The 14,404-nt window shown below is 73.5% G+C and carries 17 protein-coding genes; 5 read left to right on the top strand and 12 right to left on the bottom strand.

The annotated features are described in order from the left end of the window. From ACFQ8Y_RS09580 to ACFQ8Y_RS09560, 5 genes are all read right to left on the bottom strand, one after another. Positions 1–1,797 carry a cytochrome c biogenesis protein ResB gene (locus ACFQ8Y_RS09580; RefSeq protein ID WP_430585310.1) on the bottom strand — a complete coding sequence of 599 codons (1,797 nt, stop codon included), beginning with the start codon at positions 1,795–1,797 and terminating at the stop codon, positions 1–3. Then, positions 1,797–2,576: a cytochrome c biogenesis CcdA family protein gene (locus ACFQ8Y_RS09575; RefSeq protein WP_430564347.1), complete on the bottom strand. Its 780-nt coding sequence runs from the start codon at positions 2,574–2,576 to the stop codon at positions 1,797–1,799. The genes ACFQ8Y_RS09580 and ACFQ8Y_RS09575 overlap by 1 nt, the downstream gene beginning before the upstream one ends. Then, positions 2,576–3,196, bottom strand: a complete 621-nt coding sequence (locus tag ACFQ8Y_RS09570; protein ID WP_430550607.1) for a TlpA family protein disulfide reductase — start codon at positions 3,194–3,196, stop codon at positions 2,576–2,578. Before ACFQ8Y_RS09570 ends, ACFQ8Y_RS09575 begins: the two co-directional genes overlap by 1 nt. Then, a complete protein-coding gene (locus ACFQ8Y_RS09565) occupies positions 3,196–3,840 on the bottom strand; it encodes a histidine phosphatase family protein (protein WP_430564348.1) in 645 nt (214 codons plus the stop codon). Before ACFQ8Y_RS09565 ends, ACFQ8Y_RS09570 begins: the two co-directional genes overlap by 1 nt. A 169-nt stretch (positions 3,841–4,009) precedes the next feature. Beyond that, a complete protein-coding gene (locus tag ACFQ8Y_RS09560) occupies positions 4,010–4,516 on the bottom strand; it encodes a MarR family winged helix-turn-helix transcriptional regulator (RefSeq protein WP_430550609.1) in 507 nt (168 codons plus the stop codon). A 102-nt stretch (positions 4,517–4,618) separates the two neighbouring features. On the opposite strand from ACFQ8Y_RS09560, the gene ACFQ8Y_RS09555 reads away from it, so the two are divergent. Beyond that, a complete protein-coding gene (locus tag ACFQ8Y_RS09555) occupies positions 4,619–5,167 on the top strand; it encodes a YceI family protein (protein ID WP_430550610.1) in 549 nt (182 codons plus the stop codon). A 119-nt stretch (positions 5,168–5,286) separates the two neighbouring features. Here the strand turns inward: ACFQ8Y_RS09555 and ACFQ8Y_RS09550 are convergent, their stop codons facing one another. Continuing rightward, a complete protein-coding gene (locus ACFQ8Y_RS09550; protein ID WP_430585309.1) occupies positions 5,287–5,949 on the bottom strand; it encodes a redox-sensing transcriptional repressor Rex in 663 nt (220 codons plus the stop codon). A 32-nt stretch (positions 5,950–5,981) separates the two neighbouring features. Next, positions 5,982–6,254, bottom strand: a complete 273-nt coding sequence (locus tag ACFQ8Y_RS09545; protein WP_430564350.1) for a glutaredoxin family protein — start codon at positions 6,252–6,254, stop codon at positions 5,982–5,984. Positions 6,255–6,289: 35 nt separating this feature from the next. Here ACFQ8Y_RS09545 and ACFQ8Y_RS09540 point away from each other — a divergent pair, with 35 nt between their 5' ends. Then, positions 6,290–7,093: an HAD family hydrolase gene (locus ACFQ8Y_RS09540; RefSeq protein ID WP_430550613.1), complete on the top strand. Its 804-nt coding sequence runs from the start codon at positions 6,290–6,292 to the stop codon at positions 7,091–7,093. An 88-nt stretch (positions 7,094–7,181) separates the two neighbouring features. Here the strand turns inward: ACFQ8Y_RS09540 and ACFQ8Y_RS09535 are convergent, their stop codons facing one another. Both ACFQ8Y_RS09535 and ACFQ8Y_RS09530 read right to left on the bottom strand, forming a co-directional pair. Beyond that, on the bottom strand, positions 7,182–7,280 hold the full coding sequence (locus tag ACFQ8Y_RS09535) for a 30S ribosomal protein bS22 (protein ID WP_003792170.1): 99 nt from the start codon (positions 7,278–7,280) through the stop codon (positions 7,182–7,184). A gap of 154 nt (positions 7,281–7,434) precedes the next feature. Continuing rightward, a complete protein-coding gene (locus ACFQ8Y_RS09530) occupies positions 7,435–8,610 on the bottom strand; it encodes an acetoin utilization protein AcuC (RefSeq protein WP_430585308.1) in 1,176 nt (391 codons plus the stop codon). 64 nt (positions 8,611–8,674) lie between these two features. Between ACFQ8Y_RS09530 and ACFQ8Y_RS09525 the strand changes: the two genes are divergently transcribed. From ACFQ8Y_RS09525 to ACFQ8Y_RS09515, 3 genes are all read left to right on the top strand, one after another. After that, complete coding sequence (locus ACFQ8Y_RS09525) at positions 8,675–10,066, top strand: TrkH family potassium uptake protein (RefSeq protein ID WP_430550615.1); 1,392 nt, start codon at positions 8,675–8,677, stop codon at positions 10,064–10,066. A 35-nt stretch (positions 10,067–10,101) separates the two neighbouring features. After that, positions 10,102–10,773, top strand: a complete 672-nt coding sequence (locus ACFQ8Y_RS09520) for a potassium channel family protein (protein ID WP_430550616.1) — start codon at positions 10,102–10,104, stop codon at positions 10,771–10,773. A gap of 74 nt (positions 10,774–10,847) precedes the next feature. Further along, positions 10,848–12,233: a phytase gene (locus ACFQ8Y_RS09515; RefSeq protein WP_430585307.1), complete on the top strand. Its 1,386-nt coding sequence runs from the start codon at positions 10,848–10,850 to the stop codon at positions 12,231–12,233. 19 nt (positions 12,234–12,252) lie between these two features. Here ACFQ8Y_RS09515 and ACFQ8Y_RS09510 read toward each other — a convergent pair whose 3' ends face one another. From ACFQ8Y_RS09510 to ACFQ8Y_RS09500, 3 genes are read right to left on the bottom strand one after another with little or no spacing between them, the layout of a single operon-like run. After that, positions 12,253–12,975: an ABC transporter permease gene (locus ACFQ8Y_RS09510; RefSeq protein WP_430547738.1), complete on the bottom strand. Its 723-nt coding sequence runs from the start codon at positions 12,973–12,975 to the stop codon at positions 12,253–12,255. Continuing rightward, the gene (locus ACFQ8Y_RS09505) at positions 12,972–13,739 is read right to left on the bottom strand and encodes an ABC transporter ATP-binding protein (protein ID WP_430550618.1); all 768 of its coding nucleotides are present in this window, start codon (positions 13,737–13,739) and stop codon (positions 12,972–12,974) included. Before ACFQ8Y_RS09505 ends, ACFQ8Y_RS09510 begins: the two co-directional genes overlap by 4 nt. Further along, on the bottom strand, positions 13,729–14,397 hold the full coding sequence (locus ACFQ8Y_RS09500) for a TetR family transcriptional regulator (protein WP_430547736.1): 669 nt from the start codon (positions 14,395–14,397) through the stop codon (positions 13,729–13,731). The genes ACFQ8Y_RS09505 and ACFQ8Y_RS09500 overlap by 11 nt, the downstream gene beginning before the upstream one ends. Positions 14,398–14,404: the final 7 nt, after the last annotated feature.

Raw genomic sequence — 14,404 nt, 5'->3', positions numbered from 1 at the left:
TCAGTCCTCCGTGGCGGTTCTCTGGTGGTCGGCGGCGAGCTGGTCGTCGTCGGGCTTGTCGTCGGGCTTGTCGTCGGGCTTGTCGTCGTCACTCGTGCCGTCGGCGAGCCCCGGCACCGCTGCCAGGGCCTTGTCGACCTCGCGCTGCAGGCCGGCGTCGTCCCCGCGCGCGAGCCCGGCGAGCTCGACGTGCGTGACGGCCCGGCCGTCGTCGTCCGTGGTCTCCCATGATCGCACCCACACACGGCGGCGCGGCGTGAACAGCGAGACCGCGAGGCCGGCGAGGGCCAGCAGGGAGAACGTCAGCACCCAGGCGAGCGAGGGGTCGTAGCGCAGGTCGAGCGCGACGTAGCGCGGCACCGCCTCGCCGAGGGTGACGGTGCCGAGGCCGTCGGGCAGCTCGACCGTCTCCCCGGGCTTCACGAGCAGCTTGATCGTCTCGCCGTCCTCGTCCGTCGACGGCGTGAGGGAGGCGGTGTCGAGGCGGTACACGTTCTGCGGCACGCCGTCGTCCAGGCCCAGGTCGCCGCGGAACACCTCGAGCACCATGAGCGGGTTCTGCGGCTGCGGGAAGACGGAGCGGGCCGAGCCGTCCGCCTCGACGACGGCGGTGGGCAGGAAGTACCCGACCAGGCCGATCTGCTCCTGCCCGTCGGAGACGTCCGGGACCTTCACGACGCCGCGCGACGTGTACATGGTGTCCTCGGGCAGGAACGGGACGCGACCGGAGAACGCCATCTCGCCGGCGCCGTCCTTGACGGTGATCTCCGGGGCGAACCCGTTGCCCTGGAGGTAGATCTTGGCGCCGTCGACCGTCAGCGGGGAGTTCACCTTGATCTGGTCGGAGTGCTGCCCGCCGTCCGGCTCGGTGACCGTCACGTGGGCGGTGAAGTCGCGCGCCTGCGCGAAGGCCACGGTGTCGGAGGCGAACTCGGAGTCGAACGAGTCGAGCGTCATCGAGAACGGCGACAGCGACGACGGCTGGAACCACGCGCCCTTGTCGAAGGTGTCGTAGTCGACGACCGCGTTGGCGAAGCCGCGGCCCTCCGTGACGATCGCCTGGCCGCGGTAGTGGAGCAGCTGACCGAGGGCGACGGAGACGAGCAGGCCGAGCAGCGCGAGGTGGAACACGAGGTTGCCGGTCTCGCGCAGGTAGCCGCGCTCCGCGGCCACCGTGCGGGTGGCGGGCCGGCCGAGGCGCGGCTCCTCCGACCCGACGTCGACGCGGAACGTGGGCAGGCGGCGCAGCGGGCCGCGCAGGTGGCCGGCCACGGCCTCGACGACCTCGTCGGGCGAGGCCGTCGTGCTGGCCTCGGCCGTGGCGGGGAACCGGCCGAACCTGACCGGCGTCTTCGGCGGCCGGTTCCGCAGGTTGCGGGCGTGCGCGAGCGTGCGCGGCACGATGCAGCCCACGAGCGACACGAACAGCAGGATGTAGATCGCCGAGAACCAGACCGAGCTGTAGACCTCGAAGAAGCCGAACCGGTCCAGCCACTCCCCCAGCGTGGGGTGGTCGCCGAGGTACTCGAGCACCGCGGCGGCGTCCTGGCTGCGCTGCGGCAGCACCGAGCCGGGCACCGCCGCGACGGCGAGAAGCATGAGCAGCATGAGCGCCACACGCATGCTCGTGAGCTGGCGCCACGTCCAGCGCAGCATGCCGCGCCAGCCCAGCGTCGGCAGGTTCGGGCCGGCGGGCTTGGCCGGCCCCTCGGCGGGGGACGAGGGCCCGGCGTCGGCGCGGCCCTCGACGAACGCGTCGTTGATGCCCTCCGGTCGGTACGTCGCCTTCTCGCTCATCACACCACCGTCACGAATCCGCCGATCCAGCCCTGGAGCTGGCTGGTCCACGAGGACCACAGCCCCGTGACCAGCGCCAGGCCGACCAGCACCAGCAGGGCGCCGCCCGCGCGCTGGATGCCCAGGCGGTGCCGGCGCAGGAAGCCGAGCATGCGCTGCGAGGACTGCAGCCCGAGCGCGACCAGGAGGAAGGGCACGCCCAGCCCGACGCAGTACGCGACGCCGAGCACCAGACCGCGGCCGGCCGACGCCTGGTCGAGCGCCAGCGTCTGCACGGCCGCGAGCGTCGGGCCGATGCAGGGGGTCCAGCCGAGGCCGAACACCACGCCCAGCAGCGGCGCGCCCCACAGGCCCGCCCGGGGGCTCAGGTGCATGCGCCGCTCCCGCTGCAGGAACGGCACGGCGCCGAGGAAGGCGAGACCCATGAGGATCACGACGACCCCGAGGACACGCATGATCGTGCCCTCCCACTGCACCAGGTAGGAGCCGATCGCCCCCGCGGCTGCCATGAACGCCACGAACACCGCGGTGAAGCCGAGGACGAAGAGCGCCACGCCGGCGACGACGCGGCGCCGGGCCGGGTCCTGGGGCACCCCGGGCCGGCCCTTCGCGCCCGTCCCGGCCGACGCGGCGGCCATGCCGCTCACGTACCCGACGTAGCCGGGCACCAGGGGCAGCACGCACGGCGAGGCGAACGACACGAGGCCGGCGATCAGCGCCACGGGCAGCGCCAGCAGCATCGAGCCGCTGAACACCGTGGTCGCGAAGGTCTCGCCCATCAGGCGCCCTTCGCGCCGTCGCCCGACTCGGCGAGCACCTCGTCGACGATCGCGTCGAGCGTGGACGCCTCCGCCTGCCCGATGACGCGCGCCGCGACCCGGCCCTCGGCGTCGAGCACGACGGTGGACGGCACGGCCTGCAGCGGCACGACGCCGGAGAGCCTGGCCACGACCTGGCCGCTGCGGTCCTCGATGGACGGGTAGGGCACGTCGAACGTGCGCTGGAACGAGGTGGCGGCGCCGGCCTCGTCCTCGGTGTTGATGCCCAGCACGCGTACGCCGTCGGCCTCGCGCTCGTTCGCGAGCGCCACGAGGTCGGGGGCCTCGGCGCGGCACGGCGCGCACCCGGCGTACCAGGTGTTGACCACGACGACGTCGCCGAGCCAGTCGGCCGTGCTGACCTCGTCGCCCTCGAACGACGTGCCCTCGACGGTCACGGCGTCCTCGCGGTCCCCCGCGTCCCACTGCTTCACGGAGCCGTCGCCGGAGACGAAGCCCTGTCCGACGACGTCGCCGGCGCCCGAGTCCTGGGCGCCGCACGCGGCGAGGAGCCCGAGGGCGAGGACGGCGCCGACGGCCGCCGAGGCGCGGCGGAGCGCGCGCGGGCGAGCGGTGCGCATCACGCCCCCGGCACGGGGTCGGCGCCGGCGAGCAGGTCGGCGGCGGGTTCGGTGTAGTGCAGGCCCACGAACGTCTCGCCGTCGAACCGCAGCGAGGTCATCGACGCCAGGGCGCACTGACGGTGGCGGGGGTCGTGCGCCAGGGAGCCGCCCTCGTACGACCGGCGGGTGACCCAGACCGGGAGCTGGTGGCTGACCAGCACGACCTCGTGGCCCTCGTAGGCACGACGCGCGTCGTCCACGGCGGCACGCATCCGGGTCACCTGGTCCGCGTACGGCTCGCCCCACGACGGGCGGAGCGGGTTCCACAGGTACCGCCAGTACTTCGGGTGGGCGAGCTGCCCCGGGTTCTTCCCGATCGTCGTGCCCTCGAAGTGGTTCCCCGCCTCGACGAGCCGGTGGTCGGTGGCGAGGGTCAGGCCGAAGGCCTCGGCCGTCGGCGTCGCGGTCTCCTGCGCACGCTGCAGCGGGGAGGCGACGACGGCGACGACGTCGCGGCCCGCGCCGGACAGGTGCTGCGCCACGCGGCGCGCCATCGCCTGGCCGCGGTCGGACAGGCGGTAGCCGGGGATGCGCCCGTAGAGGACGCCGTCCGGGTTGTGGACCTCGCCGTGCCGTACGAGATGGACGGTGGTGGTGGCCATGGGTCCCAGTGTCCCAGACCGGCGGCGTACCCAGGTCCCGTCCAGCATGACGTGACGACCCTCACGCGACCGGCACGGGCCGACGGGCCGTCGCCGACACTGCGGGGCTCACCGTCGGCGGTGGACCAGTTGGCCACCTCCATCGCCGTGCCGCCGTGCCGCAGAGCGACTAGGGCGCCGCGGGCCCCCTGGCCACGTCCGCCACCTTCGCCATGGCGCGGCCCAGGGTCGCGAACTCCTCGTCGGTGAGGGCGTCGACCAGCAGGCGCCGGACCGCGGTCACATGGCCCGGCGCGGCGTCGACGAGCGCCGCGTACCCGGCGTCGGTCATGACGCAGTTCACCCCGCGCCGGTCCCCGGGCACGGGCGTGCGGACCACGAGCCCGCGCCGCTCCATCCGGTCGACCGTGTGCGTCAGGCGGCTGCGCGACAGCGCGAGGAAGTCGGCGAGCGCCGACATCCGCAGCGTCCTGCCCGACGCCTCGGAGAGCTGCACCAGCAGGTGGTACTCGCCGAGCGTGACCGGCAGCCCCTCGTCGTGCGCGTCCCCCAGCGCCTCGAAGAAGCGTGACGTCCCCTCGAGGAACCGTCGCCACGCCCACTGCTGCTGCTCGTCGAGCCAGCGCACGTCCGCGCGGCCCTCGTCGTCGCGCTCCTGCGCTCTCGTCGCACCCACGGGAATAGGTTACGAGAGCGGCGCGTTCCACCCCCCGTGACGATAGTTGATTCATCAACTATCTTGGTGACAGTCAGCACGACCCAACCCGAGGGAGACACCATGACCGCGCTGCCCGCAGGCCTGACCGCCGGTACCTACGCCATCGACACCGCCCACTCGACCGCCTCGTTCGCCGTGCGCCACGCCGGGATCGCCAAGGTGCGCGGCACGATCGCCATCTCGTCCGGCGCCATCACCGTGGGCGACGACCTCGAGTCGACGGCCGTCTCCGCCGAGCTCGACGCCGCGTCGGTCAACACCGGCGACGAGAACCGCGACGGCCACCTGAAGAGCGCCGACTTCTGGCACGCCGAGGAGAAGCCGGTCTGGTCCTTCGCCTCGAAGGGCATCTCCACCGACGGTGACGACTACACGATCACCGGCGACCTCACCATCAACGGCGTCACCAACACGGTCGAGCTGCCCACCGAGTTCACCGGCACCGCCACCGACCCGTTCGGCAACCCGCGCGCCGGCTTCGAGTCCCAGATCGAGATCTCGCGCAAGGACTACGGCCTGACCTGGAACGCCGCGCTCGAGACCGGCGGCGTCCTCGTGGGCGACAAGGTCAAGATCGCCCTCGACGTCTCGGCCATCAAGCAGAGCTGACCCTCTCGCCGAGGTGGTTCGAGATCTGCCCAGATAGTTCGAAGGGGCGGCCCGCAGATGTGCGGGCCGCCCCTTCGGACGACCTGGACCATGTCTGAACTACCTCGGCGACTCCGGGACTACCTCGCGGGGGTGCCGTTGGTCGCCGCACGGGCCGCGGCGTGGAACGCGAGGATCTGCAGCTCGCCGGCCACGTCCACCGAGCGCACGACGACGTCGTCGGGCAGCTGCAGCGCCACCGGTGCGAAGGACAGGATCTCCCGCACGCCGCACGCCACGATCCGTTCGGCGATGGCCTGCGCCACCGGCCCGGGGGTCGCCAGCACCACCATCGACACGCCGGTGCGCGCGAGGACGTCCTCCAGCGCGTCGACGTGCTCGATCGTCAGCCCCGCCGCGGAGTTCCCCACCACCTGCGGGTCGGCGTCCAGCAGCGCCACCACCTGGAACCCTCGGGCCGCGTACCCCGAGTAGTTCGCCAGGGCGTGCCCCAGGTTGCCGATGCCGACGATCGCCAGCCGGTGCTCGGACTCGAGCCCGAGCGCCGTCGCGATGTACTGCGCCAACGACTGCACGTCGTAGCCCACGCCGCGCGTGCCGAACGACCCGAGGTAGGACAGGTCCTTGCGCAGCTGCGCCGACCCCACCCCGGACCGCTCCGCCAGCTCCGACGACGACGTCGTCGTCACGCCGCCCTCCGCCAGGTCGCGCAGGGCGCGCAGGTAGTACGGCAGCCTCGCCACCGTCGCGGCCGGCACCGTCGCCTCACCGAGCTCGATCACTGCTGGATCACCCTGTCGTCCTCTCCCGGGGCTCAGCGAGCCAGCCGCCGCGCCAGCCGCGCGCCGTCCACCCGCCAGAAGCCCTGCTGCACGCCGTCCACCTCGACGACGGGCACGTAGTCCCCGTACTTGCCCACCAGGTCACCACCGGGACCGTCGACGTCGATGTCGACCTCCCGCCACGTCTCCCCCGCCGCGCCGCACACGTCCGCGACCACCGCCCGAGCCTCCTCGCACAGGTGGCAACCGACACGCGTGTACAGCAGCACCCGGGGTTCACCTGCGGATCCCTGCGGCCTGCTCACCTGCACAGCGTATCCGCGCCGATACAGTGGACCGCATGCCGTCGCCCGCCGAGTCGTCCCCGCCGGCGCGCGCCGCAGCCTTCTTCGACGTCGACAACACCATCATCCGGGGCGCCAGCGCCTTCCACCTCGCGCGCGCCCTGTACCAGCGCCGGTTCTTCGGCACCCGCGACCTGCTGCGGTTCGCGCTGATCCAGGCGAAGTACCTCGTGTTCGGCGAGTCCCGCTCCCAGATCGAGACGGTGCGCAGCCGAGCGCTGTCGCTCATCGCCGGCCGTTCGGTGGCGGAGATCACCGCGGTGGGCGAGGACGTGTACGACACCGTGCTCGAGCTGCGCATCTTCCCGGGCACCAAGCGGCTGCTCGACGAGCACCTGGCCGCCGGCGACCAGGTGTGGCTCGTGACCGCGACGCCGGTCGAGATCGGCGGCCTCATCGCCCGCCGCCTCGGCGCCACGGGGTGCCTCGGCACCATCGGGGAGCACTCCGGCGGTTTCTACACCGGCCGCCTCGTGGGCGACCTCATGCACGGCGAGGCGAAGGCCGCCGCCGTCCGCGAGCTCGCCGACCGCGAGGGCATCGACCTCTCCGCCTCGTACGCGTACGGCGACTCGCTCAACGACCTGCCGATGATGCGCACCGTCGGGCACCCGTGCCCCATCAACCCCGACGCGCGCCTGCGCCGGCACGCCAAGGAGGTCGGCTGGCCCATCCGCGAGTTCCGCGGCCGCGGACGGCGCGTGGCCGGCCGGGGCATGAAGACGGCGTCGTGGGCCGGCGCCGCCTGGGTCGCCGGGCTCGTGCTGCGCAGCATCCGCCGGCGGCTGCAGGGCCGCTGACCCCGACCCCGGACACCGAACGGGCCCGGCACCTCCGTGGAGGTGCCGGGCCCGTTCGTCCGTGCGGTCCGCCGTCAGGCGGACGACGTCACTTCTTGTTGCGACGCTGGTGACGCGTCTTCCGCAGCAGCTTGCGGTGCTTCTTCTTCGCCATGCGCTTGCGGCGCTTCTTGATGACGGAGCCCATGAGGTCCTCACAATGCTTGTCGGTCGGTGGAACACGGTTGGTCCCAGGAGCCCTGTCTCCAGGAGCAGCCGACCAACGCGGAAAAGTCCGTCCCCCAGGGTACCCGATGCCCGGCGTCCTCCCGACCGTCGCCCGTCCGACCGACGCCGTGACGTCAGTCGCGGTACGGGTCCAGCCCCCACGTGGGGAACACGTGCCGCCGGGTGGCGAGGATCGCGCGGTCGACGTCGTCGGCCGGGTCGTAGCCGTCTGCCCAGGGACGCCACTCGACGTCGCCGCTGCCGAGGCGCTCGGCCGGGTCCAGCCCGGACAGCTCCTCGACCTCGCGCCGCCAGGACTCCGGCAGCTCGATGCCGATCGCCAGCGGCGCGTGCGCCGCCTCCGCCACCAGGCTCGCCCACACCAGCGGCACGACGTCGACCACGGCGTACCCGCCGCCGCCGAGGGCGACCCAGCGGCCGTCGGCGAGCTCGTGCGCCAGGTCGTGCACCCAGCGCGCCGCGGTGCGCTGCGCGCCGACGCCCACGTTCAGGTCGGTGAGCGGGTCGTTGCCGTGCGCGTCGCAGCCGTGCTGCGACACGATCACCTGCGGACGGAACTCGCGCACCACCGCGGGCACGACGGCGTCCACCGCGCGCAGCCAGTGCGCGCCGTCGGTGCGTGGCGGCAGCGCGACGTTCACCGCGGTGCCCTGCGCCGCCGTCCCGCCGGTGTCGCCGGCGTTGCCGCTGCCCGGGAACAGCGTGTGTCCGTCCTGGTGCACGGAGACGGTGAGCACGCGCGGGTCGTCCCAGAAGATCGCCTCGACGCCGTCGCCGTGGTGGGCGTCCAGGTCGACGTACGCGACCCGCTCGGCCCCGAGGTCGAGCAGCCGCCGCACGGCCGCCGCGGCGTCGTTGTAGATGCAGAACCCGGACGCCGCGCCGCGCTGGGCGTGGTGCATCCCGCCGGCGATGTTCACGCCGTGGGTGACCCGCCCCGACCACACGGACTCCGCCGCGTCCACCGACGCCGCGACCAGGCGGGCCGCGGCCTCGTGCATCGCCGGGAACACCGGGTCGTCCTCGGTGCCGAGTCCGCGCGCCGGGTCCGGGGTGCCGTCCGCGGCCGCCCGCCGCACCGCCGCGACGTACGCGGCGTCGTGCACCGTCTCGATGAGCGCGTCGGGTGCAGGCTCGACGTCGGCCGTCTCCAGGGTGGGCTCGTCGAGCAGCCCGAGCTCCGCCACGAGCCGCATCGTGAGGTCGAGGCGGGCGGGCGCCATGGGGTGCCCGGGGCCGAAGTCGTAACGCAGGAGCTCGGGGCTCCACAGCAGCCGGGCGACGCGCATCCCGTCACGGTAGCCGACGGCGTGGCAGGCTGTGCCCAGCGACTGAGGGGCGAGAGGGGACAGGGTGCCGGGGAGCTGGGGCGGTCGCGCGCTCGCGCTGCGCGGATGGGCGAACCGCGCGGCCCGCGAGTACCCCGCCCGCCTCGCGATGACGGTCTTCGCGGCCGTCATCACCGTGATCTGGCTGCTGCTGCTGACCCCGTGGGCGACGGCGTCCGGCCGCGGCGCCTCCGTCGTCGACGCCTTCTTCACCGCGACGTCGGCCGTCTGCGTCACGGGACTCGTCGTGCAGGACACCGCGACCTACTGGTCCGAGTTCGGTCACGTCGTCATCCTCGTCGGCATCAAGGTGGGCGGCCTGGGCGTGATGACGCTCGCCTCGCTGCTCGGCCTCGCCGTGTCGCGCCGGCTGGGCCTCACCCAGAAGCTCCTCACCGCCTCGGAGACGAAGACGGAGCGGCTCGGCGAGGTCGGCGCCCTCCTGCAGACGATCATCATCACGGCCACCAGCATCGAGCTGATCCTGTCGCTGCTGCTGTTTCCCCGCTTCCTCGTCCTCGGCGACCACGCCGGGACGGCCGCGTGGCACGCCCTCTTCTACGGCATCTCGTCGTTCAACAACGCCGGGTTCGTGCCCACCCCCGAGGGCCTGCTGCCCTTCGCGTCGGACTGGTTCGTGCTGGTGCCGATCGCCCTCGGCGTCTTCATCGGCTCCCTCGGCTTCCCCGTCATCCTCAACGTCATCACCAACCGCCGCCGCAAGCACAAGCACTGGGTGCGGGCCCTGTCGCTGCACACCAAGCTGACGGTAACCACCAGCCTCGCGCTCCTCGTGGCGGGCGCGCTGCTCATCGGCGCGCTGGAGTGGAACAACCCCGCGACGTTCGGCGACCAGAGCTTCGGCACCAAGATCCTGTCGTCGATCTTCGCCTCGGTGATGCCACGCTCGGCGGGCTTCAGCTCCGTGCCCGTGCACGAGATGACGCAGGAGACGTGGCTCCTCACCGACGCCCTGATGTTCGTGGGCGGCGGCTCGGCGTCGACCGCGGGCGGCATCAAGGTCACGACGTTCGCCGTCATGCTGCTCGCGATCGTCGCCGAGGCGCGCGGCGACGCCGACACCGAGGTGTTCGGCCGGCGCATCCCCCGCGACACCCTGCGGCTGTCCATCGCGGTGGTCTTCGTGGGCGCCACCGCCGTGCTCGTGTCGTGCCTCGCGCTGCTGCGCATGACCGACCTGCGACTGTCCGAGGCGCTGTTCGAGGTGATCTCCGCCTACGCCACGGTGGGCCTGTCCACCGGCGTCACCGCGTCCCTGCCCGACGGCGCGAAGTACCTGCTCGCCGGCCTGATGTTCGTGGGGCGCGTGGGCGTCATCTCGCTGCTCGGCGCCCTGGCCCTGCGCGACCGGCGTCGCATCGTACGCTTCCCCGAGGAGCGCCCGATCATCGGGTGACCTCGCACCGACGACCCGTCTGACAGAGGAGAACCGTGGCGGAGAAGAAGGCTCCCGCGCGCGACGCGGGCGTGCTCGTGATCGGCCTCGGCCGCTTCGGCTCCTCGCTCGCGACGACGCTGGACCGGCTGGGGCAGGACGTGCTCGCCGTCGAGCGCGACGAGAAGCTCGTGGCGCAGTGGTCCGGGCGGCTGCCGCTGGTCGAGGCGGACGCGTCCGAGTCGGAGGCGCTGATCCAGCTCGGCGCGAAGGACTTCGGCGTCGCCGTGGTGGGCGTCGGCACCGAGCTCGAGGCGTCCGTGCTCATCACCGCCAACCTCGTGGACCTCGGCACCCCGCAGATCTGGTCGAAGGCCATCTCCGCCGAGCACGGCCGCATCCTCACCCGCATCGGCGCGCACCACGTCGTCTACCCCGAGGCCGACGCCGGCTCCCGCGTGGCGCACCTCGTGAGCGGCAAGATGCTCGACTACATCGAGGTGGAGGACGGCTTCACCATCGTCAAGATGCGCCCGCCGAAGGAGATGCAGGGCTTCACGCTCGCGCAGTCGGACATCCGCAAGCGGTACGGCGTCACCGTCATCGGCGTGAAGTCGCCCGGCGTGGAGTTCCAGTACGCGACGCCCGAGACCCGCGTGAGCGCCAACGACCTGCTGGTCTGCTCCGGCCACGCCGACCTGCTGGAGCGGTTCTCCGCGCGGCCCTGACCCGGGCGGGTGTTCGTCGACCGTTCATTCGGGCGCCACCGCCCGGCCAACGACGCCCGGCACGCTCGGGGTCCATGCGATCCCCTCGACGCGCCCTGCCCGCGCTGCTGCTGCTCCCCGCCCTCGCCGTCGTGCCCGCCTCCGCGGCCTGGGGTCACGGCCACGGGCCCGGCCATGGTCACGGGCGCGGCGTCGCGACCGTGACGACCGACGTCGAGACGCCCCCGCTGTACGACGACGCCGAGGGCGGCGCCGCGTCCGGCGACGACCCCGCGATCTGGGTGCACCCGGGCGACTCCCAGGACTCGCTGGTCCTCGCGACGGCGAAGGAGGGCGGCCTGCGCGTGTACGACACGGCGGGACGCGAGCTGCAGTCGCTCGCCGCGGACCCGGCGCCGCGGGCGGACGGCGTGCCCGGACGCTACAACAACGTGGACCTCGCCTACGGCCTGCGCGTGGGCGGCGAGCGGGTGGACGTCGCCGTCGTCTCCGACCGGTACAACGACCAGCTCCGGTTCTTCGCGGTCGACCCGGACGGCGCCGCCGCCGACGTGCCGCTCACGGAGATCACCGCGGCCGAGCAGGGCTTGCTCTTCCAGCCCGACCGCGCCGGCGTCGACTCCGAGCACACCGCGTACGGGCTGGCGGTGTGGCAGCCGCGCGACGGCGAGGCCTTCGCCGTCGTCACGCAGGAGGGCACGACGGCGGTCGCGACCGCCCGCCTCGTCCCCCGCGCCGACGGCACCGTCGGGTACGCGGACGTCGAGCACCTCGCCCTGCCCGCGTCGTTCGACCTGCCCGACGGCAGCACGTGGACGCCGTGCGAGGAGCCGGGCGTGGGCCCGCAGCTCGAGGGGCTGTCGGTCGACCAGCGCACCGGCACGCTGTACGCCGCGCAGGAGGACGTCGGCCTGTGGCGCCTGCCGCTGCCGCTGGGGTCCGGCGAGCCACGGCTCGTCGACACGGTCACCGACTTCGGCGTCGAGGACGCCTACGACCCCGGGACCGAGGAGTGCTCCCCCGCCGACGGGTCGTCGCAGGAGGAGGCCGTCGCCGCGAACCCGTTCGGCGGCGACCTGCTCACCGCCGACGCCGAGGGTGTCGACGTCTACCACGGCCCGGGCCGCACGGGCTACGTCATCGTGTCCAGCCAGGGCGACGACACCTACGCCGTCTACTCCACGACGGGCCGCAACCAGGCGCTCGGTTCCTTCCGCGTCGCGGGGACGGACGGCGTGGACGACGTCAACGGCTCCGACGGCCTGGCCGTGACGAACCGCCCCGTCGGCCCGTACCGCCAGGGCCTGCTCGTCACGCACGACGAGCCGGAGACCGGCCCCGACGTCGATCCCGGCCGCGGCGACGCCACCGGGTTCTCGTACGTCGCCTGGGACGACGTCGCCGACGAGCTCGGGCTCGTCGTCAGCACCCGGGCCGGGAACGACCCGCGCTTCCGCTGACCACCCCGCGAGCGGCAGGTCAGGCGGTGCGACGGCGCAGCGTGGCCACGCCGAGGACGACGGCGCCGACGATGAACAGCGCGATGGCGCCGACGGCGCCCTGCACGTCCGCCCACTCGCCGCCGGCGGCGAGGGTCTGCATGGCCTCGACGGCGTAGGTGAGCGGGAAGACGCGCGAGAGCCACTCGAGGACCTCGGGCATCTGGTCGCGCGGCATGAGGAGCCCGCAGGTGATGAGCTGCGGGAAGATCACCGCGGGCATCATCTGCACGGCCTGGAACTCGGTGCGCGCGAGGGCGGAGGCGGCGAGGCCGAGGCAGCAGCCGAGGACGGCATCGAGCATCCCCACGACCAGCACCAGCCACAGCGGCCCGAGCACGTCCATCCCGACGGCGAGCGCGAAGCCCACGACCACCAGCGACTGCAGCAGGGCCAGGGCGGCGAACGCGAGCGCGTAGCCCGCCACGAAGTCGCCCTTGCGCAGCGGCGTCGTCATGAGCCGCTCGAGCGTGCCCGACTGCCGCTCGCGCAGGGTCGCGACGCTCGTCACCAGGAACATCACGATCAGCGGGAACAGCCCCACGAGCATCGGGCCGAACTGGTCGAGCACCGGCGTGCCGTCGAACATCCACGCGATGAGGCCGAGCAGCAGGCACGGCAGCACGAGGATGAGCGCGACGGTGCGACGGTCGAACCGGAGCTGGGCCAGCACGCGGCCCGCGGTCGTGGCGGTCAGCGTCATCGGGAGCCCTCCCCCGTCGTCGAGCCGGACGTCGCCGCCTGCTGGTCGATGAGCGCGAGGAAGGCCCGCTCGGCGTCGGGCGCACCCGTGGTGGCGAGCAGCTCGGCCGGCGTGGTGTCGGCGACGAGGGCGCCGTCGCGCAGCAGCAGGAGCCGGTCGCACTGGGTGGCCTCGTCCATGACGTGGCTGGAGACGAGCAGCGTGCGCCCTTCGCCCGCGAGCCGCCGGAACATCGCCCACAGGTCGCGGCGCAGCACGGGGTCGAGGCCGACGGTGGGCTCGTCGAGCACGAGGAGCTCGGGGTCGACGACCAGCGCGGCCGCGAGCGAGACCCGGGAGCGCTCGCCGCCGGACAGCGTGCCGACGCGCTGCTTCTCGTGCCCGCCCAGGTCGACGGTGGCGACGGCCCGCCGCACGGCCGCCTCCGCGCCCGCGCGGGGCAGGCCGGCGAGCCGGGCGAAGTAGCGCAGGTTCTGCACCACCGTGAGGTCGGTGTAGACGGAGGCCGCCTGGGTCACGTAGCCCACGCGGCGGCGCAGGCCCGGCGACCCGGCCGCCTCGCCGAGCACGGTCACCTCGCCCGTCACGCGGGCCTGGACGCCGACGACGGCGCGCAGCAGCGTCGTCTTGCCCGAGCCGGACGGGCCGAGCAGGCCCACCACCTGGCCGGCGGGCACCGTCACGTCCAGGCCGTCGATGATCGGCCGGCCGCCACGCTCCACGCGCAGCCCCCGGACCCGCACCGCGGCGTCGCTATTCCCCATGTGGGGAATTGTGCTCCTCGCTCCCACGGGACGCAATGCCCTCGGGCAGGTCTCCCGTGAGGTAGCGCTGCACGGTCGGGCCGACGAGGGCCGCGACCCGGGCAGGCGGGAGGGTCGCCAGCGGGTCGATCGGCACGAGGAACCGCGTCAGGAGGACACCGACCATCTGCGACGCGACCAGCGCGGTGCGCAGGCGCGCGTCGTCGACGTCGAGCCGGCGCACGAGCGGCCCGAGCAGCTCGGCGCCCAGGAACTGCGGCAGCAGCGCGCGCAGCCCCGGGTCGGACATGACGGCGGGGACGACCAGCCGCACCGTCTCGCCGTAGTCCGTGTCCCACACCTCGACGACCGACCGCACCAGCCGCTCCCCCAGGCTCTCGACGGGGCCCTCGGCCGCCGCCCGCACGATCGCCGCCGGGTCGATGTCGACCAGGCCGAGGGAGGCGGTGAACAGGTGCGTCTTGTCGCCGAACCAGTGCCGCACCGTGCCCGGGTCGACGCCCGCGCGCCGCGCGACCGAGCGGACGGACGCCGCCTCGTAGCCGCGCTCGAGGAACTCCTGGCGCGCACCGGCCAGCACGACCTCGCGGGTCTCCTGACCCGCGGGACGCCTCCCCCGGCGCGCGGGGCCCCCGCCGTCGTCCCGACCGCCCGTCACGACCGCT

This window comes from Isoptericola sp. NPDC056605 (assembly GCF_042792795.1).
Taxonomy (GTDB): domain Bacteria; phylum Actinomycetota; class Actinomycetes; order Actinomycetales; family Cellulomonadaceae; genus Isoptericola.
The sequence above is the reverse complement of the archived record's forward strand: the minus strand, read 5'-3'. Positions and strand labels throughout refer to the sequence as shown.

Excerpts from the sequence above, each read along its gene's own strand:
- ACFQ8Y_RS09580 (WP_430585310.1), bottom strand. The coding sequence starts at position 1,797 with ATGAGCGAGAAGGCGACGTACCGACCGGAGGGCATCAACGACGCGTTC.
- ACFQ8Y_RS09505 (WP_430550618.1), bottom strand. The coding sequence starts at position 13,739 with ATGGGGAATAGCGACGCCGCGGTGCGGGTCCGGGGGCTGCGCGTGGAG.
- ACFQ8Y_RS09530 (WP_430585308.1), bottom strand. The coding sequence starts at position 8,610 with ATGCGCGTCGCCCGGCTGCTGTGGAGCCCCGAGCTCCTGCGTTACGAC.
- ACFQ8Y_RS09570 (WP_430550607.1), bottom strand. The coding sequence starts at position 3,196 with ATGCGCACCGCTCGCCCGCGCGCGCTCCGCCGCGCCTCGGCGGCCGTC.
- ACFQ8Y_RS09565 (WP_430564348.1), bottom strand. The coding sequence starts at position 3,840 with ATGGCCACCACCACCGTCCATCTCGTACGGCACGGCGAGGTCCACAAC.
- ACFQ8Y_RS09575 (WP_430564347.1), bottom strand. The coding sequence starts at position 2,576 with ATGGGCGAGACCTTCGCGACCACGGTGTTCAGCGGCTCGATGCTGCTG.
- ACFQ8Y_RS09540 (WP_430550613.1), top strand. The coding sequence starts at position 6,290 with ATGCCGTCGCCCGCCGAGTCGTCCCCGCCGGCGCGCGCCGCAGCCTTC.
- ACFQ8Y_RS09555 (WP_430550610.1), top strand. The coding sequence starts at position 4,619 with ATGACCGCGCTGCCCGCAGGCCTGACCGCCGGTACCTACGCCATCGAC.
- ACFQ8Y_RS09535 (WP_003792170.1), bottom strand. The coding sequence starts at position 7,280 with ATGGGCTCCGTCATCAAGAAGCGCCGCAAGCGCATGGCGAAGAAGAAG.
- ACFQ8Y_RS09510 (WP_430547738.1), bottom strand. The coding sequence starts at position 12,975 with ATGACGCTGACCGCCACGACCGCGGGCCGCGTGCTGGCCCAGCTCCGG.
- ACFQ8Y_RS09515 (WP_430585307.1), top strand. The coding sequence starts at position 10,848 with ATGCGATCCCCTCGACGCGCCCTGCCCGCGCTGCTGCTGCTCCCCGCC.